At 69.0% G+C, this 26,328-nt stretch carries 22 protein-coding genes; 12 read left to right on the forward strand and 10 right to left on the reverse strand.

Features of this window, described 5'->3' with window-relative positions; genetic code table 11:
• Positions 1-23 precede the first annotated feature (23 nt).
• The 11 genes from ABAZ39_RS21305 to ABAZ39_RS21355 all read left to right on the forward strand — a co-directional run bounded on the left by ABAZ39_RS21305 (position 24) and on the right by ABAZ39_RS21355 (position 12,779).
• Positions 24-338, forward strand: coding sequence for a hypothetical protein (locus ABAZ39_RS21305; RefSeq protein WP_040134766.1), 315 nt, complete (start codon positions 24-26; stop codon positions 336-338).
• A gap of 200 nt (positions 339-538) precedes the next feature.
• Complete coding sequence (locus ABAZ39_RS21310) at positions 539-1,102, forward strand: hypothetical protein (RefSeq protein ID WP_247881677.1); 564 nt, start codon at positions 539-541, stop codon at positions 1,100-1,102.
• Positions 1,103-1,270: 168 nt separating this feature from the next.
• Positions 1,271-1,807 (forward strand): type VI secretion system contractile sheath small subunit, encoded by a 537-nt coding sequence (gene tssB, locus ABAZ39_RS21315; RefSeq protein ID WP_014198564.1) that lies wholly within the window; start codon positions 1,271-1,273, stop codon positions 1,805-1,807.
• Positions 1,808-1,856: 49 nt separating this feature from the next.
• Positions 1,857-3,326 (forward strand): type VI secretion system contractile sheath large subunit, encoded by a 1,470-nt coding sequence (gene tssC, locus ABAZ39_RS21320; RefSeq protein WP_040134770.1) that lies wholly within the window; start codon positions 1,857-1,859, stop codon positions 3,324-3,326.
• 39 nt (positions 3,327-3,365) lie between these two features.
• Positions 3,366-3,881 (forward strand): Hcp family type VI secretion system effector, encoded by a 516-nt coding sequence (locus ABAZ39_RS21325; protein ID WP_051658325.1) that lies wholly within the window; start codon positions 3,366-3,368, stop codon positions 3,879-3,881.
• 151 nt (positions 3,882-4,032) lie between these two features.
• Positions 4,033-4,506, forward strand: a complete 474-nt coding sequence (gene tssE / locus ABAZ39_RS21330) for a type VI secretion system baseplate subunit TssE (protein WP_040134772.1) — start codon at positions 4,033-4,035, stop codon at positions 4,504-4,506.
• A 14-nt stretch (positions 4,507-4,520) separates the two neighbouring features.
• Positions 4,521-6,317, forward strand: coding sequence for a type VI secretion system baseplate subunit TssF (gene tssF, locus ABAZ39_RS21335; protein ID WP_040134775.1), 1,797 nt, complete (start codon positions 4,521-4,523; stop codon positions 6,315-6,317).
• The gene (tssG, locus tag ABAZ39_RS21340; protein ID WP_247881678.1) at positions 6,314-7,384 is read left to right on the forward strand and encodes a type VI secretion system baseplate subunit TssG; all 1,071 of its coding nucleotides are present in this window, start codon (positions 6,314-6,316) and stop codon (positions 7,382-7,384) included. The genes tssF and tssG overlap by 4 nt, the downstream gene beginning before the upstream one ends.
• Positions 7,381-9,996 carry a type VI secretion system ATPase TssH gene (tssH, locus tag ABAZ39_RS21345; RefSeq protein WP_040134780.1) on the forward strand — a complete coding sequence of 872 codons (2,616 nt, stop codon included), beginning with the start codon at positions 7,381-7,383 and terminating at the stop codon, positions 9,994-9,996. The genes tssG and tssH overlap by 4 nt, the downstream gene beginning before the upstream one ends.
• Before the next feature lie 13 nt (positions 9,997-10,009).
• Positions 10,010-12,085: a type VI secretion system Vgr family protein gene (locus ABAZ39_RS21350; RefSeq protein WP_040134782.1), complete on the forward strand. Its 2,076-nt coding sequence runs from the start codon at positions 10,010-10,012 to the stop codon at positions 12,083-12,085.
• Position 12,086: 1 nt separating this feature from the next.
• Positions 12,087-12,779, forward strand: a complete 693-nt coding sequence (locus tag ABAZ39_RS21355; protein ID WP_040134784.1) for a toxin-antitoxin system YwqK family antitoxin — start codon at positions 12,087-12,089, stop codon at positions 12,777-12,779.
• Between the two features lie 168 nt (positions 12,780-12,947).
• Here ABAZ39_RS21355 and ABAZ39_RS21360 read toward each other — a convergent pair whose 3' ends face one another.
• The 4 genes from ABAZ39_RS21360 to ABAZ39_RS21375 form a co-directional block, all read right to left on the reverse strand.
• Complete coding sequence (locus ABAZ39_RS21360) at positions 12,948-13,340, reverse strand: DUF4280 domain-containing protein (protein WP_014198555.1); 393 nt, start codon at positions 13,338-13,340, stop codon at positions 12,948-12,950.
• A 94-nt stretch (positions 13,341-13,434) separates the two neighbouring features.
• Positions 13,435-14,634, reverse strand: coding sequence for a DNA polymerase IV (locus ABAZ39_RS21365; RefSeq protein WP_040134787.1), 1,200 nt, complete (start codon positions 14,632-14,634; stop codon positions 13,435-13,437).
• Between the two features lie 68 nt (positions 14,635-14,702).
• Positions 14,703-15,356 carry a ChrR family anti-sigma-E factor gene (locus tag ABAZ39_RS21370; protein ID WP_040134789.1) on the reverse strand — a complete coding sequence of 218 codons (654 nt, stop codon included), beginning with the start codon at positions 15,354-15,356 and terminating at the stop codon, positions 14,703-14,705.
• Positions 15,353-15,928, reverse strand: a complete 576-nt coding sequence (locus ABAZ39_RS21375; protein WP_051658326.1) for a sigma-70 family RNA polymerase sigma factor — start codon at positions 15,926-15,928, stop codon at positions 15,353-15,355. The genes ABAZ39_RS21370 and ABAZ39_RS21375 overlap by 4 nt, the downstream gene beginning before the upstream one ends.
• Positions 15,929-16,143: 215 nt before the next feature.
• Here ABAZ39_RS21375 and ABAZ39_RS21380 point away from each other — a divergent pair, with 215 nt between their 5' ends.
• Positions 16,144-17,580, forward strand: coding sequence for a sigma-54 interaction domain-containing protein (locus tag ABAZ39_RS21380; protein WP_040134792.1), 1,437 nt, complete (start codon positions 16,144-16,146; stop codon positions 17,578-17,580).
• Here the strand turns inward: ABAZ39_RS21380 and pflB are convergent.
• The 6 genes from pflB to ABAZ39_RS21410 all read right to left on the reverse strand — a co-directional run bounded on the left by pflB (position 17,552) and on the right by ABAZ39_RS21410 (position 26,264).
• Positions 17,552-19,684 (reverse strand): formate C-acetyltransferase, encoded by a 2,133-nt coding sequence (gene pflB / locus ABAZ39_RS21385; protein WP_372684163.1) that lies wholly within the window; start codon positions 19,682-19,684, stop codon positions 17,552-17,554. The genes ABAZ39_RS21380 and pflB overlap by 29 nt on opposite strands.
• 322 nt (positions 19,685-20,006) lie before the next feature.
• Positions 20,007-20,618, reverse strand: a complete 612-nt coding sequence (locus ABAZ39_RS33245) for a PqiC family protein (protein WP_051658327.1) — start codon at positions 20,616-20,618, stop codon at positions 20,007-20,009.
• Between the two features lie 8 nt (positions 20,619-20,626).
• On the reverse strand, positions 20,627-22,321 hold the full coding sequence (locus ABAZ39_RS21395; protein ID WP_040135782.1) for a PqiB family protein: 1,695 nt from the start codon (positions 22,319-22,321) through the stop codon (positions 20,627-20,629).
• Positions 22,314-23,597 (reverse strand): paraquat-inducible protein A, encoded by a 1,284-nt coding sequence (locus ABAZ39_RS34570; RefSeq protein WP_081863195.1) that lies wholly within the window; start codon positions 23,595-23,597, stop codon positions 22,314-22,316. The genes ABAZ39_RS21395 and ABAZ39_RS34570 overlap by 8 nt, the downstream gene beginning before the upstream one ends.
• A 159-nt stretch (positions 23,598-23,756) precedes the next feature.
• Positions 23,757-24,458, reverse strand: a complete 702-nt coding sequence (locus ABAZ39_RS21405; protein ID WP_040134794.1) for a hypothetical protein — start codon at positions 24,456-24,458, stop codon at positions 23,757-23,759.
• Positions 24,459-24,569: 111 nt separating this feature from the next.
• Positions 24,570-26,264, reverse strand: coding sequence for a tetratricopeptide repeat protein (locus ABAZ39_RS21410; protein ID WP_051658329.1), 1,695 nt, complete (start codon positions 26,262-26,264; stop codon positions 24,570-24,572).
• Positions 26,265-26,328: the final 64 nt, after the last annotated feature.

Genomic DNA, 26,328 nt, shown 5'->3' on the forward strand with positions numbered 1-26,328 from the left:
CGCTCCATCATGAACCGGCCATCATGAACCGGGATGCCCGCCTGCACGCGATCCTCGCCCGGCTGCGCAGCGATTCCCCCGGCGAGCGGCTGGCCGCCCTCTCCGCGCTGGAGCGGTTGATGCCCGCCGGCACCTCCCTCTACGAGGTCATCCAGGTCGGGCTGTTCTACACCGACCGCGGCACCGTCGCCCCCTCGCTGGTCGAGGAGGTGGACCGTCTGCGCGGCGAGGCGCAGGAGGCCACGCGGCGGGAAGAGCGGCAGCGCCGCCGCGTCCGGGCACTGGAAACCGGCATCCGCGCCGTGATGGAGGAATTCCGCGGGGGCAAAGGCGACTGACCGCCTTCGCTCCGCAACGGACGCAGTTCCGGCGGCGTGACTCCGGGAGTGGACCAACAAGGCGTTCCGCGGCGGCCCGCCATCGCACACCTTGCGAAGCATTATCGCCGTGCGTACCCGGAGGCCCTTTGCCCACCATCACAGCACCCTGTCAGCATGCCCTTTACGCCGCCGTGGACTTAGCGGCGGCGGCGCGCGGCATGACGGTGCCCGCCCTGATCCGCTCCTGCCTGACGCTGGTCGGGCCGGAGGCACTGACCCATCTGCCCGACCCCGGCAGCCCCGAGCCGGTGGACGTCTCCCACCGCACCGTGACGCTGAAGAACGGCGGCACCCGCCGCGTGCGGGTGGTGCCGAAGCTGCGGGTGCGCCACGCCACGCCGCTGGACGCGGCGACCGTGCGCAAGGCCGCCTGGGTCGCCGCCACCATCGGCAACGACGACGGCGCGCACCTCATCACCGCGGGCGAGCTGAACGCCGTGGAAAGCGAGATGAGCCGCTGCCGCCTGCGGCTGGAGCAACTGACCGCGGCGCTGGAGACGCTGGCCTTCCGCCCGCTGCGCCAGCCGATCCGCAAGCCCTGGCAGGCCACCTACGTGCTGGGCTTCACCCACGAATGGGGGCTGGACACGCAGACGGTCAACAGCCGCTTCCGCACGCTGGCCCCGATCTTCCATCCCGACACCGGCCTGCTGTCCAGCGCCGAGCGGATGAGTCAACTATTGGAGGCCCGCAACTTCCTCTTGCAGCACCTTCGAAGCTGAGCGGGCGATGCTTCGTACGCCGGACATTCCCTCCGAAACGGAGGTGTTCCGGGGCGATGTCGTCCAATTGGGGTCCATCTCGGCTGGCCTCCGCGGGGGTGCCTTTCGAATGATGGCGAAGCTCGACAGCCGGCGCGCGACGCGCACAACCCTATGAGGTCGTCAGATATGAGCGAGAGCAGTCAGAAGAAGTTGGAGCGCGTCCGCCCGCCGCGGGTGAAGCTCACCTACGAGGTCCACACCGGTGGCGCCCAGGAGATGAAGGAGCTGCCCTTCCTGGTCGGCATCCTGGCCGATCTCAGCGGCAAGCCGGAGAAGCCCCTTCCCAAGCTGAAGGAGCGCAAGTTCGTCGAGATCGACCGCGACAACTTCAACGACGTGATGGCCTCCGTCGGGCCGCGCCTCGCCTTCCAGGTGGACAACAAGCTGCAGGAGGACGGCGGCAAGCTGAACATCCTGCTGAACATGCGCCACATGGACGATTTCCAGCCGGTGGAGGTGCTGAAGCAGGTGCCGACGCTGAGCCGCCTGTTCGAAGCCCGGCAGAAGCTGTCGGATCTGCTGGCCAAGCTGGACGGTAACGACGAGCTGAACGGCCTGCTGAACGACGTCATCACCAGCACCGAACAGCAGGACGAGCTGAAGAAGCTCCTCGGCCCGGTGGCCGGCGCCCCGGCCGGCGAGCCCGCGGGCGAGCCCGCCTGATCCCCCCTCCCGGTAAGCCCAACCAGAACCCCCTTCACGGAGCGAACAGGTGAGCACGGAAACGTCCGTTGAGAGCGCCGCCAGTCTGTCCCTGCTCGACCGCATGATGGTCGAAGGCAAGATGGCGCGCGAGGAGGGCCAGCGGCCCTACGCCCGCGACCTTCTGACCGAATTCGTCGACCAAGTCCTCGCCGAGACCGGCGACGCCTCCGCCATCGACGTGGTCGAGGCGATCAACCAGCGCATCGCGCAGATCGACGAGCTGATCAGCGACCAGCTGAACGAGGTCATGCACCACCCCGACTTCCAGAAGCTGGAAGGCACGTGGCGCGGCCTCAACTATCTCGTCATGAACACCGAGACCTCGACGACGCTGAAGCTGCGCGTCCTCAACGTCTCCCGCAAGGACCTTCAGAAGGACCTGGACAGCGCGGTCGAGTTCGACCAGAGCGCCATGTTCAAGATGGTCTACGAGGCCGAATACGGCACGCTGGGCGGCACGCCCTACAGCATGCTGGTCGGCGACTACGAGTTCGGCCGCCATCCGCAGGACATCTCCCTGCTGGAGAAGATGTCGAACCTCGCCGCCGCCGCCCACGCGCCGTTCATCAGCGCCGTGTCGCCGGCGATGTTCGACATGGAGAACTTCGGCGAGCTGGGCGCCCCGCGCGACCTGTCGAAGATCTTCGAGACGGCCGAGATGGTGAAGTGGCGCTCCTTCCGCGCGTCGGAGGATTCCCGCTACGTCTCGCTGACCATGCCGCACGTCCTGATGCGCCTGCCCTACGGCCCGAACACCGTTCCGGTCGAAGGCATGAACTTCGTCGAGGACACCGACGGGCGCGATCACTCCAAGTACCTGTGGGGCAACGCCTCCTGGGCGCTGGCCGCGCGCATCACCGACAGCTTCGCCAAGCACGGCTGGACCGCGGCCATCCGCGGCGTGGAAGGCGGCGGCAAGGTCGAGGGTCTGCCCAGCCACACCTTCAAGACCGACGAGGGCGACATCGCCCTGAAGTGCCCGACGGAGATCGCCATCACCGATCGCCGTGAGAAGGAACTGAACGACCTCGGCTTCATCTCGCTGGTCCATTGCAAGAACACGGATTACGCGGCCTTCTTCAGCGGCCAGACCACCAACAAGCCGAAGGTCTACAACACCGACGAGGCCAACGCGAACGCCCGCATCTCCGCGATGCTGCCGTACATGCTGGTGTCGTCGCGCTTCGCCCATTACCTGAAGGTGATGCTGCGCGACAAGATCGGCGCCTTCCTGACGCGCAACAACATCACGGACCACCTGAACACCTGGATCGCCAACTACGTCCTTCTGGACGACGAGGCGTCGCAGGGCACGAAGGCCCGTTTCCCGCTGCGCGAGGCCCGCATCGACGTCTACGACGTGCCGGGCCGTCCGGGCGTCTACCGCGCCAACATCTTCCTGCGTCCGCATTTCCAGCTCGAAGAGCTGTCGGCCTCCATCCGCATGGTCGCCGAACTGCCGGCGCCGGAAGCCTGATCCCCTCCCCACCGAACGCATCGTCCGGAGTAAATCCGCATGTCTATGATCATTCTCGATATCCCCAACGTCCAGGGGGAGTCCGCGGTGGAGATCGCCGGGGGCACGGTGTTCAAGGACATGATCCTGTGTGATTCCCTGTCGCAGGACATGACCGTCGAAATGGAAGTGTCGACCAACGCCCGCCGCACGGTCCACACCCCGAAGGTCGAGAACATCACGCTTGAGCGCAAGTGGGACCGGGCTTCGCCCAAGCTGATCTCGCTGCTGCTGCGCTCGGCCAACTCCGACACGGCGAAGAAGCAGTGGACCATCCACTGCCTCAAGCCGATCGGCGACACCCACCAGTGGGGCGAGTTCCTGACGATCGAGCTGACCAACCCGCTGATCGCCAAGCACAGCCTGAGCGTCAACGAGGGCGACACGACCGAGACCATCGAGATCAACGCCACCGAGATCTACTGGACCTACAAGCGCTACACCGAGGAGCAGAAGCACGAAGGCGGTGGCGGCGTGAAGTTCAACCTGCTGAAGGGCACCGTGTCCGACAGCTAATTCTCCACGCTTGGCAGAAGCCCTCTCCCCCTGGGGAGAGGGTTGGGTGAGGGGGTTGTGCGTGTCGGCACGTCCGGCAAAAGCATAACCCCCTCATCCTAACCTTCTCCCCAGAGGGGAGAAGGAACTGAAGCCCCCAACGGACACGGCGATGACCCAGCCCAAGACGATGACCGGCGGACGGTCGCTGCTGTTCGAACGGCTGATCGACTTCGAACCGGACCACCCGACGGGCGACGAGCCGTCCGCCACGGTGCTGTCCATGCCCGACCTCAAGGCGTCGATCCGGCGCGAGGTGGCGCGCATCCTCGACAGCCGCAGCACCGGCACGCGCCGCCCCGACCTCGGCGGAACGGCGCTGGACTATGGAATTTCCGACATCACGCATCTGGACGCCGCTTCCGACGCCGACCGCCGTCAGGTGGAACGGATGGTGCGGCAGGCCATCATCGATTTCGAGCCGCGGCTGAAGCGCCCGCGGGTGACCGTCAGCGCCGGAACCGGGCGCGGCACCATGGTCACCAGCATCTCCGGCGAGGTCGTGGCGGGAACCGTCACCGAACGGCTGGAGTTCGACGTGGGCCTGCGCGGCCCGGCCGCCACCGAGCCAAGCCAGTCCGGCTGAAAGGACGCACCAGGATGCGGCGCGAGGACCTCCTCGACCATTACGAACGCGAGCTTCTCTACGTCCGCCGGGCGGGCGAAGCCTTCGCGCGCAGCTATCCCAAGATCGCGCGCCGCTTGGCGCTGGGGCCGGATCAGGCCGCCGACCCGAACGTCGAGCGGCTGATCGAATCCTTCGCCTTCCTGTCGGGTCGCCTGCAACTCAACCTGGAGCGCGAATTCCCGCGCTTTTCCGAGGCGCTGCTCGGCATCCTGCACCCGCAGATGATCGCGCCGATCCCGGCCATGGGCATTGCGCGGATGGAGCCGACGCCCGGTGAGGGGCGGCTGACCGGCGGCTTCCGCGTGCCGCGCGGCACCCCGCTGCACGCCGTGGCCGAGGACAACATCCGCTGCCGCTTCCGCACCGCCTACGACGTGACGCTGTGGCCGGTCGCGGTGACCGACGCCGCGGTGGAACCGGCCGACCGCTACGACTTCCTCGACGGCGCCGCCACCGCGTCGGTGCTGCGGCTAAGGTTGGAGACGCGCAACCAGTCCTTCGAGAATCTGCCGATCGACAAGCTGCGTCTGTTCATCGACGGCGAGACCATCCTCACCTCCGCCCTGCACGAGCTGTTCCTGTGCGGCGTGGTCGAGATTGCCTACGTCCAGCCGGGCAAGCCGCCGGTGCGGCTGCGCGGCGAGAACCTGATCGCCCCGGTGGGCTTCGGCCCGGACGAGACGGTGCTGCCGCATCCCAAGCACGCCCAGCCCGCCTACGGCCTGCTCCAGGAATACTTCGAGTTCCCGCAGAAGTTCGACTTCTACGACCTGCCGATTCCCCAGGGGCGATTGTCGGGAGAGGTCGTCGATATCCTGATCGCGGTGTCGCGCCCGCTGCCCAACCGGCTGACCCTGCGCAAGGACAGCTTCGTCCTCGGCTGCACGCCCATCGTCAACCTGTTCAACCGCACGGCGGAGCCGATCCGGCTGAATCACCGGCGCACCGCCTACCGCGTCGTCCCCGACGCCTTGCGCGAGCGCACGACCGAGGTTCATTCGATCCTGGAGGTCAGCGGCCTGCGCGACGGCGACGGGATGCACCACCGCTACGTCCCCCTCTTCTCCCACCAGCACGCCGAGGCCGAGGCCGAGCCGCGCGGCTTCTGGCTGGCCGCGCGCGAGCCGACCCAACGGGAGGACGTGCCGGGCACCGACATCCATCTCAGCCTGCACCACCTCGACCTGACGCCGACCGACCCGGCGGACGAGACGCTTCTGGTGCGCACGCTGTGCACCAACCGCGCTCTGGCCGAGCAGGTGCCGGCGGGGGCCGCGCTGATGATCGAGGAAACCGCCCCCATCGCCACCATCCGCTGCCTGCACAAGCCGACTCCCGGCCGCCCCGCCCCGGCGGGCGGTTCCTCGGCCTGGAAGCTGATCTCGCACCTGTCGGTCAACCATCTCAGCCTGACCGGCGATGCCGAGGGGCTGCGCGCCCTGCAATCCATCCTGCTGCTGCACGCGCCCGACGACCCGTCCGCCCAGCACCAGATCCGTGGCGTGCAGGGCCTGTCCTCCCGCCCGGTGCTGCACCGCATGGGGCAGGACGCCTGGCGCGGCTTCGTGCGCGGGCTGGAGGTGACGGTGGCCCTGGACGAACGGAACTTCGTCGGCGCCAGCCCGCTGGTCTTCGGCGGGGTGCTCAGCCGCTTCCTCGGGCTCTACATCAACGTCAACGCCTTCGCCCAGCTTCGGCTGCGCTCGGTGCAACGGGAAGGGGTTTGGAAGGCATGGTCGCGCCTTGCCGGCAGCCAGCCGGTCCTGTGACGGACCGTCCCTCTCCCTCCTCGGGCCACCCTCCCGCCCTGATCGACCGGCTGGAGGCCGAGCCCTGGGGCTTCGACCTGCTGCAGGCCATCGCCCTGCTGGAGCGCGCCGCTCCCGGTCTGGCCCCGCTCGGCACCGGCATCGACCCGGAGCAGGAGGCCGTCCGCATCGAGCACGACCCCAGCTTCGTCTTCCCCGCCAGCGACGTGGTCGAGGCGCGGCGAACCGAGGACGGGCGTGGCGTGGTGCGTTCCCCCGTTCTCGGCGTCGCGGGCATCAACGGTCCCCTGCCCTACGTCGCCACCGAACTGCTCGTCGAGCGGGCGGCGCGGCGCGACACGGCGGGCTCGGCCTTCTACGACATCTTCAACCACCGCCTGATGTCGATCTTCTACCGGACGCGCCAGGGCAGCCTGCCCCTGCTGGAGCGCGACCCGGAACGCACCCTGATGGCCCGCGTGCTGCGCGCGCTGGCCGGCATCGGCACGCCCGGCCTGGAGCAGCGCCTGCCCGGCACGCCCGACCGTATGCTGCTGGCCTTCTCCGGCATCCTCGCCAACCGGCGCCGCTCGTCGGCTGGATTGGAGGCGATTCTCGGCGCCGTCTTCCGGGTGACGGTGCGGGTGGAGAGCTTCGTCGGGCGCTGGCTGCCGCTGGACGAGGAGAGCCGGACCCGGATCGGGGGCGGCTTCGGCGCGCGGAACAACAGCCTCGGCCGCACCGTCGTGCTGGGCCGCCGCGTCTGGGACCAGCAGAGTTGCTATGCCATCGAACTGACGCTCGACAGCCTGGAGCGCTTCCGCGAGTTCCTGCCCGACGGACGGCACCACCAGACGCTCTGCGCGCTCGCCCGCTTCCACACCGGGGACGGCATGGACTTCCGCATCGTGCTGGTGCTGGAGGCCACCAAGGTGCCGCCGACGCGTCTGTCCACCAAGCCGCCGGAGGGCAGCCGCCTCGGCTGGACCTCCTGGCTGCGGGCGCCGGGCCGCCCGAATTTGACGGACGGACGCCTGACCCTCGACCCCGCCCCGCCCGCAACGTCATCCCAGGGAGCCGTCCCGTGACCGCCGACATCAAGTCCCTCATCGGAAAGCTCGACCGCGACGGGCGCAAGGTGCTGGAACGCTCCGCCGCGCTGTGCGTCTCGCAGACCCATTACGACGTCGAGGCGGAGCATGTGCTGCTGGCATTGCTGCGGCTGAAGGACGCCACCGTCGCCGGCATCCTGCGCCATTACGGCGTCGAGGCGGGCCGGCTGGAAACGGAACTCGAAGCGGCGCTGGACCGCATCCGCCGCGGCAACAGCCGCACCCCGGCCTTCTCCCCCCGCGTGCCGGAGATGCTGGAGACGGCGCTGCTGATCTCCGTCACCCATCTGGACAGCCCTCAGATCCTTCTCCCGACCATCCTCTGGGCCGCGGTCGCCTGCGATTCCGTGCGGGCGGTGGTCACGGAGTCCGCTCCCTCCCTGCTCGCCCTGCCGCGCGAGCGCACCGCGTCCGACCTGCCGGAGCTGGTCCGCGTCCTGAAGGAGGGCGGACCGTCCGCCGCCGCGTCCGAATCTTCTCCCGCCGCCGCTCCGGTTTCCGCCGCCTCGGACGGGCGGGCCATGCTCGACCAGTACAGCCAGGACCTGACCGCCCAGGCCAAGGCCGGGAAGATCGACCCGGTGATCGGGCGGGACCGCGAAATCCGGCAGGTCATCGACGTCATGATGCGCCGCCGTCAGAACAACCCGATCCTCGTCGGCGACCCCGGCGTCGGCAAGACCGCCATCGTCGAGGGGCTGGCCCTGCGCATCGCCGAGGGCGATGTGCCGCCGCCGCTGCGCGGCATGGTCATCCGCACGCTCGATCTCGGGCTCCTCCAGGCCGGGGCCGGGGTCAAGGGCGAGTTCGAAAACCGGCTGAAGTCGATCATCAAGGAGGTCTCGGCCTCCCCCGTTCCCATGGTCGTCTTCATCGACGAGGCCCACGCCCTGATCGGCGCCGGCGGGGCCGCCGGCCAGGGCGACGCCGCCAACCTGTTGAAGCCCGCCCTGGCGCGCGGCGAGTTCCGCACCATCGCCGCCACCACCTGGGCCGAGTACAAGAAGTATTTCGAGAAGGACCCGGCGCTGGCCCGCCGCTTCCAGCCTGTTTCGGTGCCGGAGCCGGACGAGACGGCAGCGGCGGCCATGCTGCGCGGCCTCGTCCGCCGCTTCGAGGAGCATCACGGGGTCAGCGTGCTCGACGACGGCATCGCCGCCGCGGTCGCCCTGTCCGCCCGCTACATCCCCGCCCGCCAACTGCCCGACAAGGCGATCAGCGTGCTCGACACCGCCTGCGCCCGCGTCGCCATCGCCCGCAGTTCCAAGCCCGAAGCCATCGAGGCGATGGAGCGCGAGGACGCCATCCTGGCCCGCGAGGCGGAGCGGCTTGAGGCCGAACCCGGCACCGCCCACCACGCCCGCCTGTCGCAGATTTCGCAACGCCGCGGCGCGCTGGCCCTGGAGAAGGCCGCGCTGGACGAGCGCTGGACGCGCGAACGCGATCTGGTCGATGCGGTGGAGGCCGCGCTGAAGGCCGGCCACACGGTGGAGGCCGCCGCGGCCATGGAAAAATTGAAAGCGATCCAGGGCGACAGCCCGCTGGTCCCGCACCGGGTGGACGGCGCGGTGGTCGCCGCGGTGGTGTCGAACTGGACCGGCATTCCGGTCGGCTCGATGTCCAAGGACGATCTGGAGGTGGTCGCCACGCTGGAGGACCGCATGGCCGCCCGCGTCGTCGGCCAGCCGCAGGCGCTCCAGGCCATCGCGCGGGCCGTGCGCGGCTACCGCGCCGGGCTGGGCGAGCCGCAGCGCCCCATCGGCGTCTTCCTGCTGAGCGGCCCGAGCGGCGTCGGCAAGACCGAAACCGCCCTGGCGCTCGCCGAGCTGCTGAACGGCGGCGAGGACAGCCTGATCACCATCAACATGTCGGAGTATCAGGAGGCCCACGCCGTGGCGACCCTGCGCGGCGCCCCTCCGGGCTATGTCGGCTACGGCAGCGGCGGCGTGCTGACCGAGGCGGTGCGCCGCCGCCCCCACGCCGTGGTGCTGATGGACGAGGTCGAGAAGGCCCACCCCGACGTGCTGGACATGTTCTATCAGGTCTTCGACAAGGGCGTTCTGGAGGACGGCGAGGGCGTGGAGGTGGACTTCCGCAACACGCTGATCCTGCTGACCAGCAACCTCGGCGACACGGAGCTTTTCGCTCTGGGCCGCGAGGCGCTCGACGCCGGGCGCATCGGCGAGGCACGGGAAGAGGGGCTGGCCGCCATCTCCGACGTGCTGCGCCGCCGTTTTCGCCCGGCCTTCCTCGGCCGCCTGTCGGTCGTGCCCTACTACCCGCTGAGCGAGGCGCAGATCCGCCGCATCGTGACGATGAAGCTGGACAAGCTGCAACGCCGCACCGCCGGCAACCGCGGCGCCGAGCTAGCCGTCACCGACACGGCGGTGGAGGCGCTGGTGCTGCGGGCGCTGAACTCCGACGCCGGCGCGCGCATGATCGACACGCTGCTGTCGGAGTTCGTGGTGCCGGAGGTGGCGATCCGCATCCTCGACCGCATCGCCGCCGGCCAGCCGGTGGGCCGCATCACCGTGGACCACGGCGCGGACGGGCGCTTCACCGTGAGCGTGGACGGCACGGCAGCCTGAGGGAGCGGCGAGGATGGCGAAGCGCTTTTCCCAGGACGGCCAGTATCTGTCCATCACCAGCCCGCTGGGGGCGGACGCGCTGGCGCTGCGCACCATCGTGGGGGAGGAGCGGCTGTCGTCGCTGTTCACCTACCGCGTCACCATGATCTCGTCGGACGAGGACATCGCCTTCGACCGCGTCGTCGGCAAGGCGGTGACCGTCGCCATCACGCTCGGCGACCAGGAGACGGTGCGCTGCATCAACGCCATCGTCGGGCGGATCGAGCTGACCCACGTCGACGACCGCGGCCAAGTCGCCCATTACGAGGCGGAGCTTCACCCCTGGCTGTGGATGCTGACCCATTCCGGCGACTGCCGCATCTTCCAGGAGAAGACGGTCCCGGAGATCGTCGAGGAGGTCTGCAAGGGCGCCGGCTACACCGACCTCAAGAAATCGCTGACCGGCACCTACGCCAAGCGCGAATATTGCGTGCAGTACCGCGAGACCGACTACAACTTCGTCGCCCGTCTGCTCGAAGAGGAAGGCATCTTCTATTACTTCGCGCATGAGGACGGGAAGCACACGCTGGTGCTGGGCGACGGGGCCAACGCCTTCGCCAAGAGCCCGCTGCTCGACGCCTTCGAATACCGCACCACCGAAGGGCACGACGACGAGGACCATGTGCTGAACGGGCTCAGCGTCGAGCGGCGCGTGACGACCAAGAGCTACGGCATCGACGGCTACCATTTCGAGACACCCTCGACCGACCTCTACGCCACGGCCGAAGGCGCGTCGGGCTTCGGCACGGTCAGCGACTACATGGGCCGCCACACCACCTCGTCGGATGGGGAGGCGATGGCCAAGCTGCGCCAGCAGGCGCTGGCCTTCCCCGGACGCCGGGTGCGCGGCAGCGGCGAATGCCGCTCGCTGGAAGCGGGGACGCGCATCACCGTGTCCGGCCACAGCAAGAGCGACCTGAACGCCGAATATGTCCTGTATTCCGTGCGCATCGACGGGGCGAGCGGCCATTTCAACGCCCATTTCACCGCCTTCCCGCCGGATCTGCCCTTCCGCCCGCTCGACACGGCGGTGAAGCCGCGCATCCACTCCACCCAGACCGCCATCGTCGTCGGCAAAAGCGGGGAGGAGATCTGGCTCGACAAGTACGGGCGCATCAAGGTGCAGTTCCACTGGGACCGGCTGGGCAAGAAGGACGAGAAAAGCTCCTGCTGGGTCCGCGTCGCGCAGAATTGGGCGGGCAAGAACTACGGCATCATGTTCTTCCCCCGCGTCGGGCAGGAGGTGGTGGTGACCTTCCTCGACGGCGATCCCGACCGCCCGCTGGTCACCGGCTCCGTCTACAACGCCGAACAGACGGTGCCCTACACCCTGCCCGACGATTCGACCAAGAGCACCATCAAGACCCAGACTTCGAAGAACGGCACCGGCAAGTTCAACGAGATCCGCTTCGAGGACAAGGCCGACGCCGAGGAGATTTTCGTTCACGCCCAGAAGGACATGAACGTCGAGGTGTTGAACGACGTGACCCGCCTCGTGAAGCACGACGAGGTGGAGACGGTCGAGAACGACAGCACCATCGACATCCAGCACGACCGCAAGCTGACCGTGAAGAACGATCACAGCATCACCGTGTCGGAAGGCAACGAGACTCACGAGGTCGCGAAGGGCACCCGCGCCGTGACGGTGAAGGACAACGAGACCCACACCAACAAGGCGGACTTCATCCACAAGGCCGACGGCGACTACACCCTGACCGTGAAGGGCAACCTGACCATCGACGTGACCGGCGACGTGGTCATCAAGGGCAAGTCGGTGAAGGTGACCGCCACCTCCGGCGAGGTCGGCGTCAAGTCCGGGACGGACATGAAGCTCGACGCCGGCGGCGCCTTCAACGCCAAGTCCGGCATGGCCATGGAGATCAAATCGGGCATGGGCATGGACGTCAAGGCGAGCATGGGCATGAACCTGAAGGCCGGCATGGCCCTGTCCGCCGAGGGGCTGTCCGCGACGCTGAAGGCCCAGACCATGGGCGAGGTCAGCGCCGGCGCCATCATGACCGTCAAAGGCACCCTGGTGAAGGTGAATTGAGATGGCCGCCGAGACAGCCGACGAAAGCCCATCTGAAGTCCGGATTGCCGATCCCCAGCCCGTGGAGGAGCGCGACGAGCTGGGCCGCATCGTCCGCAGCGGCGAGATGCGCGAGGAACAGTTCCATGGCCTCTACACCGCCTACGGCGAGGATGGGCACCCGCTCCTGCGCGCCCGGCTGCGGGCCGGGAAGCTGCATGGGGAGGTGCGCAACTACGCCCCCGGCGGCGCCCTCGTCCAGGTCGCCGAATATGCGGACGGCGTGCAGCACGGCCAGACCACCTTCTACGCCAACGCCCGCCCGACCTGCCGCATGACCTACCGCGGCGGGCTCCTCAATGGCCCGTCGGTCTTCTTCCACGAGAGCGGCACGGTGGCCGCCGTCTTCCAGTATTGCGACGGCAAGCGCGAGGGCGAGGCGCTGTTCCACAGCCCGCAGGGCCGCCCGATGCGACGGGAGAGCTACGCCGGCGACCGCCTGCACGGCCCGGTCCTGGGCTATTACGACGACGGCACGGTGAGCGAGCGCGCCGCCTTCCTGGACGGGCTTCAGGACGGGGTGCTGCGCCGCTTCTTCCCCTCCGGCGCGCTGATGCAGCACGGCGTCTACCGCCGCGGCCTGCTGATCGAACCGCTGCGGACCTATTCGGAGGACGGCAAGGAGATCGCCGTGCTGCAGCCCCCGGCAGGGTGACGGTGCTTGGGCCGGCATCCATAATCCCCTCTCCCCTCTGGGGAGAGGGTTAGGGTGAGGGGGTTGCGCTTTTGCCGAACATCCCGCCTCGCATATCCCCCTCACCGGCCCTTCGGGCCACCCTCTCCCCAGAGGGGAGAGGGCTAAACCGCCACAAACAAAAGTCTATCACGGCGTCTGCACCGTGAACTGCCCTGGCACGACGATCTGGATCACCCCGCCCCAGTTGCACATCAGCTTGCTGGTGGAGGTCAGGGCCGGCATGTTGCCGACCATCACCGTGGGCGCGCCGGGCACCCAAGGGGCGACGGTGCAGGGAACGCAGGGCTGCGGCTTGATCACGCCCGGCGGCGGCACCGGAATCATCGAGGCGACCACCGGGTTGGCCGGGCTGGTGCACACACCGAAGGGCGGAATGTTCATGATCGGCTTGTTGTCCATGATGTTCGCCATCGGCGGGCCGCCGGCCATCGTCCGGTTCAGCGGCAGCACCACCAGGGCGGACGGCGCCGCCCCGAAGCTGCAGGTCATCATGGCACCCGCGCACACCGCCTGACTCATCCCGTCTCTCCACACCGAAACGTCCAGACGAAGAGTGGGCGCCTCCGCCGTCCCGCGGCAAGCGGTCCCTGGACCGGATTGGTCCGAATTCGCTTCAACCCGGCGGAGACGGGCCGAAGCCGTCGAACAGGCCCGGCTCGGCCTCGGTCTCCGGGTCGAGCAGGTCGGTGCAGCCGACGCCGATCAGGCGGATCGACCGCCCGTCCGGTTCGGCGTCCAGCATTTCGCAGCCGGTCTGCCAGATCAGCCCCGCCGATCGCGCGGGCGGATCGACGCGCCGGGAGCGGGAGATGGTCTGGAAATCGGCGGTCTTCATCTTCAAGACCACGCTGCGCCCCCGCAAGCCTGCGGCCGACAGGCGGCGCGCCACCGTCTCGGCCAGCGGCAGCAGCGCGTCCTTCAGCGCGGCCTTGTCGGCGGTCTCCCAGTCGAAGGTCGTCTCGGCGGAGATGCTCTTGTTCGGCGACTCCGGCTCCACCCGGCGGTCGTCCTGGCCGCGGGCGAAGCGGTGCAGCAGGCGGCCCATCTTGCCATGGCGGCGCACCAGATCGATCTCCGACCAGCCGCGCAGGTCGCCCACCGTGCGGATGCCGTCCGACTGCAGCTTGCGCTGGAGCACCGGCCCGACGCCCCACAGGATCGACACCGGCTTGGGCGCCAAAAAGTCGAGCGCCTGCCCCCGTCCGATCACCGAGAAGCCCCGCGGCTTCTCCAGGTCGGAGGCGATCTTGGCAAACAGCTTGTTGTAGCTGAGCCCGACCGAGGCGGTGATGCCCAGCTGATTCTCGAAACGGCGGACCAGCTCGGCCAGCGCCTGGGCCGGGCTGATGCTCAGCCGCTCCGCCACGCCGGACAGGTCGAGGAAGGCCTCGTCGATGGACAGCGGCTCGACCAGCGGGGTGAAGGCGTGCATCAGCTCCCGCGCCTGCCGGCCCACCGCCTTGTACTTCGCCATGTCGGGCCGCAGCACGACGGCGTCCGGGCAGGCCTCCAGCGCCTGCCACATCGGCATGGCCGAGCGCACCCCGGCCATCCGCGCGATGTAGCAGCAGGCGGCCACCACCCCGCGCCGGTCGCCGCCGATGATCAGCGGGCGGCTGACCAGCTCGGGCCGGTCGCGCTTCTCCACCGTGGCGTAGAAGGCGTCGCAGTCGATGTGGCCGATGGCGAGGCCGTGCAGCTCCTCATGCCGGACCAGCCGCCGGCCGCCGCATTTGCAGCAGCGCGGCTCGCTTCCGCGGAGGGCCGCCGCGCAGTCGCGGCACAGGACCTTGCAATCGTCGAACACAGCCATGGCCGCAGTCTAGCAGCAGCGCGCCCGCGGCGGGGAAGGAATGTTCCTGTCCCGTTCCAGTTTTCCGCTCAGAAGCGGAAGCCCCGGTTGAGCAGCCAGCCGAGCGGGCCGGTGAAGACCAAGGGCTGGTCCTGCACCAGCAGGCACAGGCATTCCCCGTCCGCATCGGCCACGGCGTGGTGTGGCGTGCCGGTGTCGTAGGACGCCACGTCGCCGACCCGGTAGGCCCCGAACTCGTCGGAGAAGCCGCCCTTCATCACCAGCAGCAGCTCGCTGTCGGTGTGGCGGTGGGCCGGCACCCGCGACCCCGGCGCCATGCGCAGCAGGCAGGCCGAGGCCGTTCCGGCGCTGACGCCCCAGGCCGACAGGTGGACGCCCGGAACGACGCGCACCCATTCCAGCACCTCCGGCTCCGCCCCGATGACGCGGCGCAGCGGGCCTGGAAACAGGCTCTTTCCGACCGGCGTGGGAACGGGCGGTGGGGCGGCGGCCGTCGCGTCGAGCCGGGTCATCAGGGTGCCGAACAGCGAATCGGACACCGGCTCCGGCGGCAGATCCGCCAGCAGGACGCCGCCGCAGGCTTCCAGCTCCGCGACCTGCGCACGGCAGTCCGGGCAATAGGCGAGATGCGCGGCGACCAGCAGCGACTGCACCTCGCGCAGGCTGCCGGCGGCGTAGTCGAGAAGCAGTTCGGGGGCGGGATGATGGGCCGGCACGGTCACGCTCCCTCCCCGAAGGCCCGGCGCAGGCGGACGAGGGCCAGCCGCAGGCGGGTCTTCACGGTACCCAGCGGGATGCCGCGTTCGGCGGAGATTTCCGCATGAACCTTGTCCTCGTAATAGGCGAGCCGTAGCACGTCGGCCTGCTCCGGTGGCAGGTTGCCGATCACCGCGCGCAGGCGGAAGGCCGTTTCGGCGGCCTCGAAGTGGTGATCGGGCATCAGCTCCTCACCACCGTCCGGCATCAGGTCGTCGGGCTGAAGCTCGGGCCGCCGCTCCTGCCGGACGCGGTCGATCCGGCGATTGCGGGCGATGGTGTAGATCCAGGTGGAGGCGCTGGCCAGCGCCGGATCGAAGCGGTCCGCCCGCAGCCACACCGCCATCATGACGTCCTGGACCAGTTCCTCCGCGGCGCTGCTGTCGGCCCCCAGGCGGCGCATGTAGGCCTTGATGCGCGGCGCGAAATGATCGAACAGCGCGCGGAAGGCGGTGGAATCGCGGTTGCGCGCGACGGCAAGCAGCAGTTGCTCGTGGTCCGGCATGGTCGGGTCGTTCGAATCGGCCTTCGGCAGCATGCCAGGGACAGGTCTTCGGTCGGTCTCGGTCTTGCCGCACCATACAACAGCGGGTGCCGCGGCACACGGCGTAATTCGGCATAGGATCAGAGCCGTGCGTAGGGGCGGGGCATCCCCCAACTGGATTCCCTGGTATGGTGTCCCCACTTGATGCTAGGTCCGCGACGCCCTCCGCCAAGCCCTCCGCCAAGCCCCCCACCAAGAAGGAAGAAGGCATGAGCCTCGAACCGAACTTCGAACATTTGCGGGCCAGGGCCGTGGAGTCGCTGTTCCACCATCTGGCGGACGCCTGCGTCGGGCTGATCGTGGTCGACCAGAACGCGCGGATCGCCTGGATCGGCGAGCGCTATCTGGAGTTGCTCGGCTATTCCGGCAATCCGGACGACGCGCTGGGCCGCCCGGTCGAGGAGGTCATCCCCAACAGCCAGATGCGCCATGTGGTGGAGAGCGGGCAGACCATGCTGCTCGACCTCATGGACATCGGGGAGCGGACCATCGTGGTCACCCGTCTGCCGCTGCGCGAGGAGGACGGGACGCTGATCGGGGCCATCGGCTTCGCGCTGTTCGACCGGGCAGACCGGCTGCGCCCGCTGATGTCGAAGTACCAGAAGCTCCAGGAGGAGCTGACCCGCGCCCGGCAGGAGCTGGCGCAGGAGCGGCGCGCGAAATACTCCCTGTCGCAGATGATCGGCAACAGCGATTCCATGCGCGAGGTGAAGCGTCTGGCCCGCCGCGCCGCGCAGCTCGACAGCACCGTCCTGCTGCTGGGCGAGACCGGCACCGGCAAGGAACTGCTGGCCCACGGCATCCACGCCGCCAGCCCGCGCGCCAACGCGCCCTTCGTCGGGGTGAACGTCGCGGCGATCCCGGAAAACCTTCTGGAATCGGAGCTGTTCGGCGTCGCCCCCGGCGCCTACACCGGCGCCGACCGCAAGATGCGCGAGGGCAAATTCCAGTTGGCCGACGGCGGCACCCTGTTCCTCGATGAGATCGGCGACATGCCGCTGCCGCTCCAGGCCAAGCTGCTGCGCGTGCTCCAGGAGCGGGAGTTCGAGGCGGTCGGTTCGAACAAGGTGGTGCGCGTCGATCTGCGCGTCATCGCGGCAACCAGCCGCGACCTCGACGCTCTGGTCCGCGAGCGGCAGTTCCGCGCCGACCTCTATTACCGGCTGAACGTGGTTCCGATCACCCTGCCGCCGCTGCGCGACCGGACGGAGGACATCGGCAGCATCGCCGACCGCATCCTCGACGAGCTGGCCTTCACCACCGCCGCCCCGTCGCGGGAGCTGACCGCCGGGGCCATCGCCGTGCTGGAGGATTACGACTGGCCGGGCAACGTGCGGGAGCTGCGCAACGTGTTGGAACGGGTGTCGGCGATGACCGACGACACGGTCCTGACCGCCGACCACATTCGCGGCGCCCTGCCGCGCGCGGCGGGTCCCGCCGGTTCGGCCGAGCGGCTGGGTGAGGGTGGCGACCGTCCCTTGAGCGACGTGCTGAAGGACACGGAGCGCGCCGCCATCGTCGGCGCCCTGTCCCGCACCGGTGGGGTGAAGGCGAAGGCCGCCAAGCTGCTGGGGATTTCGCGCGCCTCGCTCTACGAGCGGATGCAGGCGCTGGGGATCAAGGAGGACACGCAGGGGACGGTGTGAGGGGGCGGCGTGTTGCCCCCACCCTTCCCACGGCTCCGCCGCGGGCCCCTGCCACCCGCTCGCCCTCGGTCGGGCCCAGCGCGCCGGGCACGATGGTGAAGGTGTAGCTGATGCCGTCCTGGGCGTGCGCATAGGGCAGCTTCGCCACCGACGCCATCGAGGCGATGGCCCCCTTGCGGTCGCGCCCGTGCATCGGGTTGGCTCCCGGCGCGAAGGGCTGGCCGGCCTTGCGCCCGTCCGGCGTGTTGCCCGTCTTCTTGCCGTAGACCACGTTCGACGTGATCGTCAGCACCGACTGGGTGGGCACCGCGTCGCGGTAGGCCTTCTGCTTGCGCAGCAGACCCATGAAGGTCTCGACCAGCCACACCGCGATCCCGTCCACCCGGTCGTCGTTGTTGCCGAAGGCCGGATAGTCGCCCTCGATGACGAAGTCGGTGGCCAGCCCACGCTCGTCGCGGACTACCTTGACCGTGGCGTGCTTGATCGCCGACAGGCTGTCCGCGACCACGCTCAGGCCGGCAATGCCGCAGGCCATGGTGCGCAGCACGTCGCGGTCGTGCAGGGCCATCTCCAGCCGCTCGTACATGTACTTGTCGTGCATGAAGTGGATGGCGTTGAGCGTGTTCATGTAGGCGCGGGCCAGCCACTCCATCATCGGCAGCAGGCGGGCGACCACCGTGTCGTGGTCGAGCACGTCGCCGGTGATCGGCGCGAAGGCCGGGCCGACCTGCTCGCCGGACACTTCGTCGCGGCCGCCGTTGATGGCGTAGAGCAGCGTCTTGGCGAGGTTGGCGCGGGCGCCGAAGAACTGCATCTGCTTGCCGATGCGCATGGCCGAGACGCAGCAGGCGATGCCGTAGTCGTCGCCCCAGTACGGCCGCATCAGGTCGTCGTTCTCGTACTGCACCGAGCAGGTCTTGATCGACGTCTCCGCGCAGAATTTCTTGAAGCCCTCCGGCAGGCTCTCCGACCACAGCACGGTCAGGTTCGGCTCCGGAGCGGGGCCGAGATTCTGGAGCGTGTGCAGCATGCGGAAGCTGCCCTTGGTCACCAGCGTGCGCCCGTCGAGCGCCATGCCGCCGATGCACTCCGTCACCCAGGTCGGATCGCCGGAGAAGAGCTGGTCGTATTCCGGCGTGCGCAGGAAACGCACCATCCGCAGCTTGATGACGAACTGGTCGATCAGTTCCTGAGCGCCCGCCTCGTCCAGACGGCCTTCGCGCAGGTCACGCTCGATGTAGACGTCGAGGAAGCTCGACACGCGGCCGAGCGACATCGCCGCCCCATTGGCCTCCTTCACCGCGGCCAGATAGGCCAGATACGTCCACTGCACCGCCTCGAAGGCGTTGGTCGCCGGGCGGGTCACGTCGAAGCCGTAGGATGTCGCCATCGTCACGAGGTCGCGGAGCGCGCGGATCTGCTCGGTGATCTCCTCGCGCAGGCGCAGCGTGTTCTCGTCGATGCGGTCGACTTCCAGGCTCTTGTACTGCGCCTTCTTGTCGGCGATCAGGAAATCGGCGCCGTAGAGCGCCAGCCGGCGGTAGTCGCCGATGATGCGGCCGCGCCCGTAGGCGTCCGGCAAACCGGTGATGACGCCCGATTTCCGGCAGCGCAGCATCTCGTCGGTGTAGACGTCGAAGACGCCGTCGTTGTGCGTCTTGCGCATTGCCGGGAAGACGTCGTCCAGCTTGGGTGAGGGCTTGAAGCCGTAAGCTTCCAGGCCCGTCTTGACCATCCGCCAGCCGCCGAAGGGCATGATCGAGCGCTTCAGCGGTTTGTCCGTCTGAAGACCGACGATGACCTCAAGCTCCCGGTCGATGTAGCCGGGGGCGTGGCTGACGATGGAGGACACCAGTTCCGTGTCGGCGTCAAGCACGCCGCCCTTGGCCGCGCGCTCCTCCTTCAGGAGATCGCGTACCTTGTTCCACAGCGACAGGGTGCGGTCGCTGGCCGGGGAGAGGAAACTGCCGTCGCCGCCGTAGGGGCGGACGTTCTTCACGATGAAATCGCGCAGATCGACCGTGGTCCGCCAGGAACCGGGCGCAAAACCGCGCCAGGGGTTCGGCGTCTCGGCTTCGGCAACGGGGATTTTCGGTTCGAACATCAGGGAATCCATGACGCGCCTCTATTGGTCTGCGGCGGTCCCTGCCCTCCCCGGCGGGGGCCGCGCCACGTTGCGCGGCGCCGGACCGGACGGACCCGCCCGGCCAAGCATCGCGCTTGCCCAGTCAGTAGGCGCCCAAAGCTCCCCAGCCACATTGATCCCAATCAATCAATCTCTGCGAAATACGCAGACCACCATCCAAGGCACGTCCTGTCACAAAAACTGAAGAAATGCGCCGCTTTTGCGTCGCAGCATTTGAGACAATCCACCGGAAGCCGAATATTTTCATTCGGATCGCCGGTTTTAAAACAGACGGTTCAGATCAGCGCAGCGCGCTTGCGATATCTTGCGCCAAGCGGGCCAAGGTGCGGCTGAGGGCGTCGGCGACGGCTCCCGGATCGCCTGCCGCACTCACCGGCTCCTGCGCCGCGGTGTGGCCGAGACGGCGCAGCCGGTCGCCGCCCTGGTCGAAGACCCGCCAACGCGCCTCCAGAACCGCCGGCCCATCCTCCGCCGCGTCGAAGCGGTCCAGCGTCACCTCCACCACCTGGGACAGCGGGAAGTCGCGCTGAAGCGGCAGGCCGACGACCTCCGTCCCCGGCAGGTCCGTCTCCAGGTTCCGCAGAAGCGTGCGGGTCACCATCTCGTCGAGCGGGCCACCCCAGCGGTCGAACTCCCGGACGACCAACCGGTTGCCCGGCGCCCGCATCACCAGCTCCGACCGGTCGAGATAGCCAGGGACCTTCACCCCTTCCAGCCCGATCACGCGCCGCTGCGCCTCGGCGCCCCGCATTGGGGCTGTGCCCGAGGGGGCCGTGTCCGGCGCGACGGCGTCCAGATGGTAGAAGCGGCTGGGCGGCGTGCTGCAGGCGGCCAGCACGGCCACAGCGGAGGCGCACAGCAGCAGGCGACGGGCGTGAGCAATCGGAGCCATGGGAATCCTCAACCGCGTTTGCCCCGGATCAGGGCTTCGGGATGGCGTTCGAGATAGTCGGTCAGGCCGCGGATGGAGCGGGCCGCAGCGGTCAGTTCGCGCACCAGCCCCTGCAGGTCGCTGACCGCGGGGCGGGACGAGTTGACCAGCCCATCCGCGCTGCTGAGCGTCTTCTCGGCCTGCCGGACCAGCTTGGAGGTGTTTTCCGCCACGTCGCGCAGGGCGCGGATGGTCGGCTCGCCCTCGCTGCCCAGGGCCTGCGTCGTCTTTTCCAATTCGGCGAGCGACCGGCTGAGCGAGCCGACGGCCTGCGCGATCTCCGGCGAGCCGATCAGGGCGCCGGCCTTCTGGATGGTCGAGCGCAGTTCCACCACCGTTTCGGCGATGGGCGCGCGGGCCAGCTCGTTCATCAGATCGGTGGCGGTCTTGGTCGCCGTGTCGAGCACGTTGGGCTGGGAGGGCAGTTCCGGGTAGGGACCGCCACGGACCAGTGTTTCCTTTGGCGCGTCCGGGAACAGGTCGAGCGTCACGATCAGCTCACCGGTCAGCAGGTTGCCGGTGCGCAACTGCGCCCGCAGCCCCTGCTCCACCAGCGTCTTCATGCGGGCATAGGCGGTGTCGGTGTCATGCGCCGCCGGCAGGTCGCTGCCCAGCCGCTCCGGCTCGATGTTCAGGGTCACCGGAATGCGGGCCTCGCCGGTCACCGGGTCCACGTCGAGGCGAATGTCGGTCACCTCGCCCACCCGGATGCCGCGGAACTCCACCGCGGACCCCGGATGCAGCCCGCGCACCGACCCGTCGAAATGCACCAGGAAGGGCACCCGCCGGGTGAAGCGGGCGTCGCTGGCGGCGTTGCGGTTCTCGTAAAGCGGGAAGTCCGTGCCCTCCGCCGCGATCTCGCCGCTGTCGCCGGGGCCGCCGAGACCGGGAGTCTCGAAGGACACGCCGCCGGTCGCCAGCGATTGCAGCGATTCCAGCGCCACCGTCGGCCCCTCCGGCCCGATGGACACCGACAGGCCGCTGGCGTTCCAGAAGCGGGTGTTGGGCCGGACGATCCGGTCGTAGGGGGCGTGGATGAAGACCGGGATGGTCAGCGACTGCCAATCCTTGGAGAATTCGTAGCCGACCACCTCGCCGACCTGGATGCCGCGGTAGTAGATCGGCGCCCCCGGCCCGAGGCCGCCCAGACGGTCGGCGCGCAGCGCGAAGCGTCGCCCCGGAGAGCTGGAGCGGATCAGCGGCGGCTCCTCCAGCCCGCGGAAGGCGCTGAGGGCTTCGCCGTTGCCGGTTCCCGGGTCCATGCCGATGTAGGCGCCCGAGATCAGCGTGCCGAGGCCCGACACGCCGCCGAAGCCCAGCCGCGGCTTGACCACCCAGAAGCTCGTCCGATCGTTGAGGTAGGAGGCGGCGCCCTTCACCATGCGCACGGAGACGATGACGTTCGCCAGATCGGGCGAGACCGCCACCCCCTGCACCGTCCCGACATCTACGTCGCGGTAGCGCACGCGGGTCTTGCCGGGCTCCAGCCCCTCCGCCGTGTCGAAGGTGATGGTGATGGTCGGGCCGCGCTCGTTCAGCGTCCTCCAGGCCAGCCAGCCGCCGATCAGCGCGGCGACCAGCGGCACCAGCCAGATCAGCGGCAGGCCGCGGCGGCGGCGGATCACCGGGCTGGCCGGCTCCACGGTGGACTTCGGGTCAGTCATGGGCATCAATCATAGAGGAATCCTGCCGCTGCGCCCGCCGGGGCGGCGCATCCCAGATCAGCCGCGGGTCGAAGGACTCCGAGGCCAGCATGGTGATGATGACGACCGCGGCGAAGGCGACGGCGCCCAGCTCCGCGTGGATGGTGGCGATGGTGCCCAGTTGGACCAGGGCGGCCAAAAGCGAGATCATGAAGATGTCCACCATGGACCAGCGCCCAACCCCCTCGATCAACCGGTAAAGACGCGTGCGGTCGCGTTGCCGCTTCGGCGAGCCCCGCTGCACCGTCCACAGCAGATAGGCCAGCCCGATCAGCTTCAGCACCGGCACGGTGATGCTGGCGAAGAAGACCAGCAGGGCCACCGGCCACATCTCCGCCGCGATCAGCGCCTCCACACCGGACAGGATGGTGTCGGGCTGGCCGGCGCCGAAATAGACCACCGTCATGATCGGCAGCAGGTTCGCCGGAATGTAGAGGATCGTCGCCGCGGAGATCAGCGCCCAGCCGCGCGGCAGGCTGTTCGGCTTGCGGTGGTGGAGACGGGCGCCGCAGCGCGGGCACGCACCCTGCGATTCACCGCCATCGGGCCCCGCCACCACCTGATGACAGTCATGGCAGGCGGTCAGCCGCTCGGGATCGACGTTGGCGGCCTGGGCAACGCGGGTCTGCGGCGCGATCCGCTCCCACACCTCGAAGGGGCTGAGCGACGCCTCCCCCCACACCTGCACCAGGATGAAGGCGACCAGGGCGGCCAGCGACGCCCCCGGCTCCAGCTCCGCCAGATCGGACAGCTTCACATAGGCGACGATCAGGCCGAGCAGGAAGACCTCCGCCATCGCCCAGCGGCGCAGCCGCGCCACCGTCCGAAAGGTCCAGGCCGCACCCGGCGCCGCCGTCCGCCCGGCGGCGAGCGGCATCACGACGTAGAGCGTGCCGAGCACCTGCGCCAGCGGCGCCAGGAACAGCACGAAGAAGACCAGGACACCCAGCACCTCATAACCGCCGTCCCACAACGCCACCGAGCCGCTGAGCAGGGTCGCCGTCTGCGCCCGCCCCTCCAACTCGAAGGTCAGAATGGGGAACAGGTTGGCGGTGACGAACAGGATCGTCGAGGCGATGGCGAGGGCCACCGCGTGCCCCAGCCCGCCGGTCCGGAAATGGCGCAGCACCGCCCCGCAGCGGTGGCATTCCGCGCGATGGCCGGGCAAGGCCGGCGGCAGGGCGTGCGGCGCCCCACAGTCGTGGCAGAGCAGGATCGGATGGTCCGGTGCGGTCATAGCGTTGGCTTAACATTTCCCACGGGCGAAAGGTCCGCCGATTGCGGGGTGCGCCGGTGGAGGAGCGCCGAGCGGGCGGACCATGGGCTCCGGATGGAAAAAGCCCTTCCCCCATGGGTGGGGAAAGGGCTTCGGCCTTTGGTGGAGATCAGGATTCGATCAGACGAACATGTTGAAGCTGCCCAGCAGCTTTTGCGTGCCGGTCTGGCCGGTGGGGATCGAATTCAGGCTCGCCGCCGCCTGGCTCAGCCCGTCCAGCATGGCCTGCTGGCCGGTGGAGAGGTTGAATGGGCTTTCACCCTTCTTCGGCGCCTTGACGACCGTGTCGTAATCCTGGGTGTATTTGCCCATGCTGAGCTGGATGGCGTAGTTCTTGGGGTCCTTGGCGGACTGCCCTTTCTCGCGCGTCAGGCGCAGCGTGTAGTCGCCGCGGTCGAGTTCGTACTCGCCCTGCATCATGCCCTTGAAGGCGTCGTAATTCTTGCCGGCGCTCTTGTCGCTGTCGGCCACGACCGTGCCGAACTTGGACATCACCTGGACGCGCAGCCCCTCGTCGCCGACCTGACCCAGAGTGACTTCGCCCTTGGTGGTCACGCGGAACTTGTAGAAGTCAACAGGGTCGTCGGCGCCCAGCGCACCGACCACGTTCAGGCGGGTCACGTTCTTGGCGAGAACGCCCATGTCCGTGGCGAAACCGGGGGTGTTGACGGAGGACTTGCGGACGTCCTTGCGGAATTCCTGCACGTTCGCACTGGCGGCGGCCTCGGCCTCGCGCTGCGCCTTCACGCGCTCGACGGCGGCAGACACGGACTTGTTGAGGTCCGAGACCATCTGGTTGACGCCGGCCATTCCGTCAGACATGGCACCCTCTCCCATCAAGCGCGCCCTCCAAGCGGAGAAGCACGAATGGATCGCTCGACCCTCACTTTACCGCAAAGCATGTAAAGTTGCGAATTGTTTTTCGCCGAAATTTCAGATAGGCCGGCGGGCGAGTTGTGCGGCCATCCGGTTCAGCACGTCATGGACGTCCTCCCCGCCGCGCGGCTGGAACAGGCGCTGCGCCGGAAACCAGGGGCGCACCGCGGTGCCGAGCTGGGTCCAGTCCCGCCCGCCGAAGCGCCAGACCGGCACGCCGAGCGCCGCCGCCAGTTCCCCCACCGCCGTGGCGGGCGCGATCACCAGATCCAGGCTCGCCATCAGCGCCGCCGTCCCGTCGAAATCGTCGGTCAGGTCGAGATCGTCCCAGCGGTGGATGGTGACGCCGAAACGGTCCTCCGCCGCGACCCGCTCGGCCTCGCACGCGCCGTACTGGAGGTTGACGAAGACCAGACCCGGCACGGCGAACAGCGCCCCCCACTGGTCGAGCCGGCTGTAGGCGGCGCGGCGCGATTCGGTCATCAGCGCGCTGCGCCAGCCGACCCCCACGCGAAGGCCGGGGCCGAGCGCGGCCACCCGCTCCCGCCACACCGCCAACCGCGCCGGGTCGGGGACCAGCCAGCCGCCGGCCGAGCCCGCGAAGGCGGACAGGTCGCGGCGGAAGACCCGCGCCAGGGAGCCGATGGGCGTGTGCCGGTCGCAATCGGGCAGGGCATCGGCATCGGGGCTTTGCGGACGGACGAGCGCTCCGGGAAAGGAGCGGGCGAACAGTGGCACCAGCCGTCGGTCGGTCTCGATCACCACGGAACGGGCACGGGCGATGGCCTCGGCGCAGAGGGAGGAGAACAGGATGGTGTCGCCCACCCCCTGCTCGCCCCAGATCAGCAGGCGCTTCCCGGTCAGGTCCTCGCCACGCCATGCGGGCAGGCGCGGCTGACGCGCCCCTCCCGCCTGACCGGACGCAAAGCGCCAGCCATAGCCGGCCCAGCCCTCCGCCAACTCGCCGCGCTCCAAGTGCAGCAGGCCGCGGTTGAACCGGGCCAGCGGCAGATCGGGACACACGCGCAACGCCCGCCCGTACAGACGGTCCGCCAGCCCGCCGTCGCCCAGGCGCTGCACCGCCAGACCGAGATTGCACAAGGCCGCCGCGTATCCGGGATCGAGTGCCAGGGCGCGGCGGAACCAGCGGGCCGCCTCCGCGGGGCGGAGCCGCGCCTGCAGCGCGTGGCCGAAGTTGTTGTTGGCTTGCGGCTCACCCGGCATCAGCCGCAGCGCGCGGCGGTGCGCCCTCTCGGCCTCGTCCAGCCGCTCGGCGTCGCGCACCCCGCCGCCGAGGTTGGACAGCCCCTCCGGCAAGGCGGGGTCGAGCAGGACGGCGCGCTGCCACGCCGCCAGGGCCGCGGCGGCCCGGCCTTGCCGGCTCAGCGCATTCGCCAGATTGTTCCAGAACGTCGCCCGGTCGGCGCTGTGGGCCAGAGCGGCGCGGTGGCAGGCTTCGGCTGCCTCGAAGCGGCCCTGCCCGGCGCGCAGCGTGCCCAGGCTGTCGGCCGCGTCCGCAAACCGGGGATCGATGGCGAAGGCCGCCTCGAAGCATGTGGCGGCCCCGTCCATCTGCCCGAGATCGCGCAGCACCAGCCCGAAGCCATAGAGCAGCGCCGGGTTGCGGCGATCCAGCCGCAAGGCGTCGGTGTAGGCGGTCACCGCCTCGGCCAGCCGTCCCTGCGCGTGATGGCGGGCGGCCGACGCCGTCAGGGAGGACAGGTCATCGCGGGAAGCATCGTCGGGACTCATCCCGGCAGAGTGGCCCGCGGGACCGGACCGGCGCAAGCACCGTCCGGCCCCGCGGTCGCGGTTG

This window comes from Azospirillum argentinense, assembly GCF_000632475.1.
GTDB classification, from domain to species: Bacteria; Pseudomonadota; Alphaproteobacteria; order Azospirillales; family Azospirillaceae; genus Azospirillum; species Azospirillum baldaniorum.

Coding starts and splice junctions, on each gene's coding strand:
- pflB (WP_372684163.1), bottom strand. CDS start 19,684: ATGTTCGAACCGAAAATCCCCGTTGCCGAAGCCGAGACGCCGAACCCC.
- ABAZ39_RS21380 (WP_040134792.1), top strand. CDS start 16,144: ATGAGCCTCGAACCGAACTTCGAACATTTGCGGGCCAGGGCCGTGGAG.
- ABAZ39_RS21310 (WP_247881677.1), top strand. CDS start 539: ATGACGGTGCCCGCCCTGATCCGCTCCTGCCTGACGCTGGTCGGGCCG.
- ABAZ39_RS21325 (WP_051658325.1), top strand. CDS start 3,366: ATGTCTATGATCATTCTCGATATCCCCAACGTCCAGGGGGAGTCCGCG.
- ABAZ39_RS21360 (WP_014198555.1), bottom strand. CDS start 13,340: ATGAGTCAGGCGGTGTGCGCGGGTGCCATGATGACCTGCAGCTTCGGG.
- tssF (WP_040134775.1), top strand. CDS start 4,521: ATGCGGCGCGAGGACCTCCTCGACCATTACGAACGCGAGCTTCTCTAC.
- ABAZ39_RS21375 (WP_051658326.1), bottom strand. CDS start 15,928: ATGCTGCCGAAGGCCGATTCGAACGACCCGACCATGCCGGACCACGAG.
- tssE (WP_040134772.1), top strand. CDS start 4,033: ATGACCCAGCCCAAGACGATGACCGGCGGACGGTCGCTGCTGTTCGAA.
- ABAZ39_RS21365 (WP_040134787.1), bottom strand. CDS start 14,634: ATGGCTGTGTTCGACGATTGCAAGGTCCTGTGCCGCGACTGCGCGGCG.
- ABAZ39_RS21355 (WP_040134784.1), top strand. CDS start 12,087: ATGGCCGCCGAGACAGCCGACGAAAGCCCATCTGAAGTCCGGATTGCC.
- ABAZ39_RS21350 (WP_040134782.1), top strand. CDS start 10,010: ATGGCGAAGCGCTTTTCCCAGGACGGCCAGTATCTGTCCATCACCAGC.
- ABAZ39_RS21410 (WP_051658329.1), bottom strand. CDS start 26,264: ATGAGTCCCGACGATGCTTCCCGCGATGACCTGTCCTCCCTGACGGCG.
- ABAZ39_RS34570 (WP_081863195.1), bottom strand. CDS start 23,597: ATGACCGCACCGGACCATCCGATCCTGCTCTGCCACGACTGTGGGGCG.
- tssB (WP_014198564.1), top strand. CDS start 1,271: ATGAGCGAGAGCAGTCAGAAGAAGTTGGAGCGCGTCCGCCCGCCGCGG.
- ABAZ39_RS21395 (WP_040135782.1), bottom strand. CDS start 22,321: ATGACTGACCCGAAGTCCACCGTGGAGCCGGCCAGCCCGGTGATCCGC.
- ABAZ39_RS33245 (WP_051658327.1), bottom strand. CDS start 20,618: ATGGCTCCGATTGCTCACGCCCGTCGCCTGCTGCTGTGCGCCTCCGCT.
- ABAZ39_RS21305 (WP_040134766.1), top strand. CDS start 24: ATGAACCGGGATGCCCGCCTGCACGCGATCCTCGCCCGGCTGCGCAGC.
- ABAZ39_RS21405 (WP_040134794.1), bottom strand. CDS start 24,458: ATGTCTGACGGAATGGCCGGCGTCAACCAGATGGTCTCGGACCTCAAC.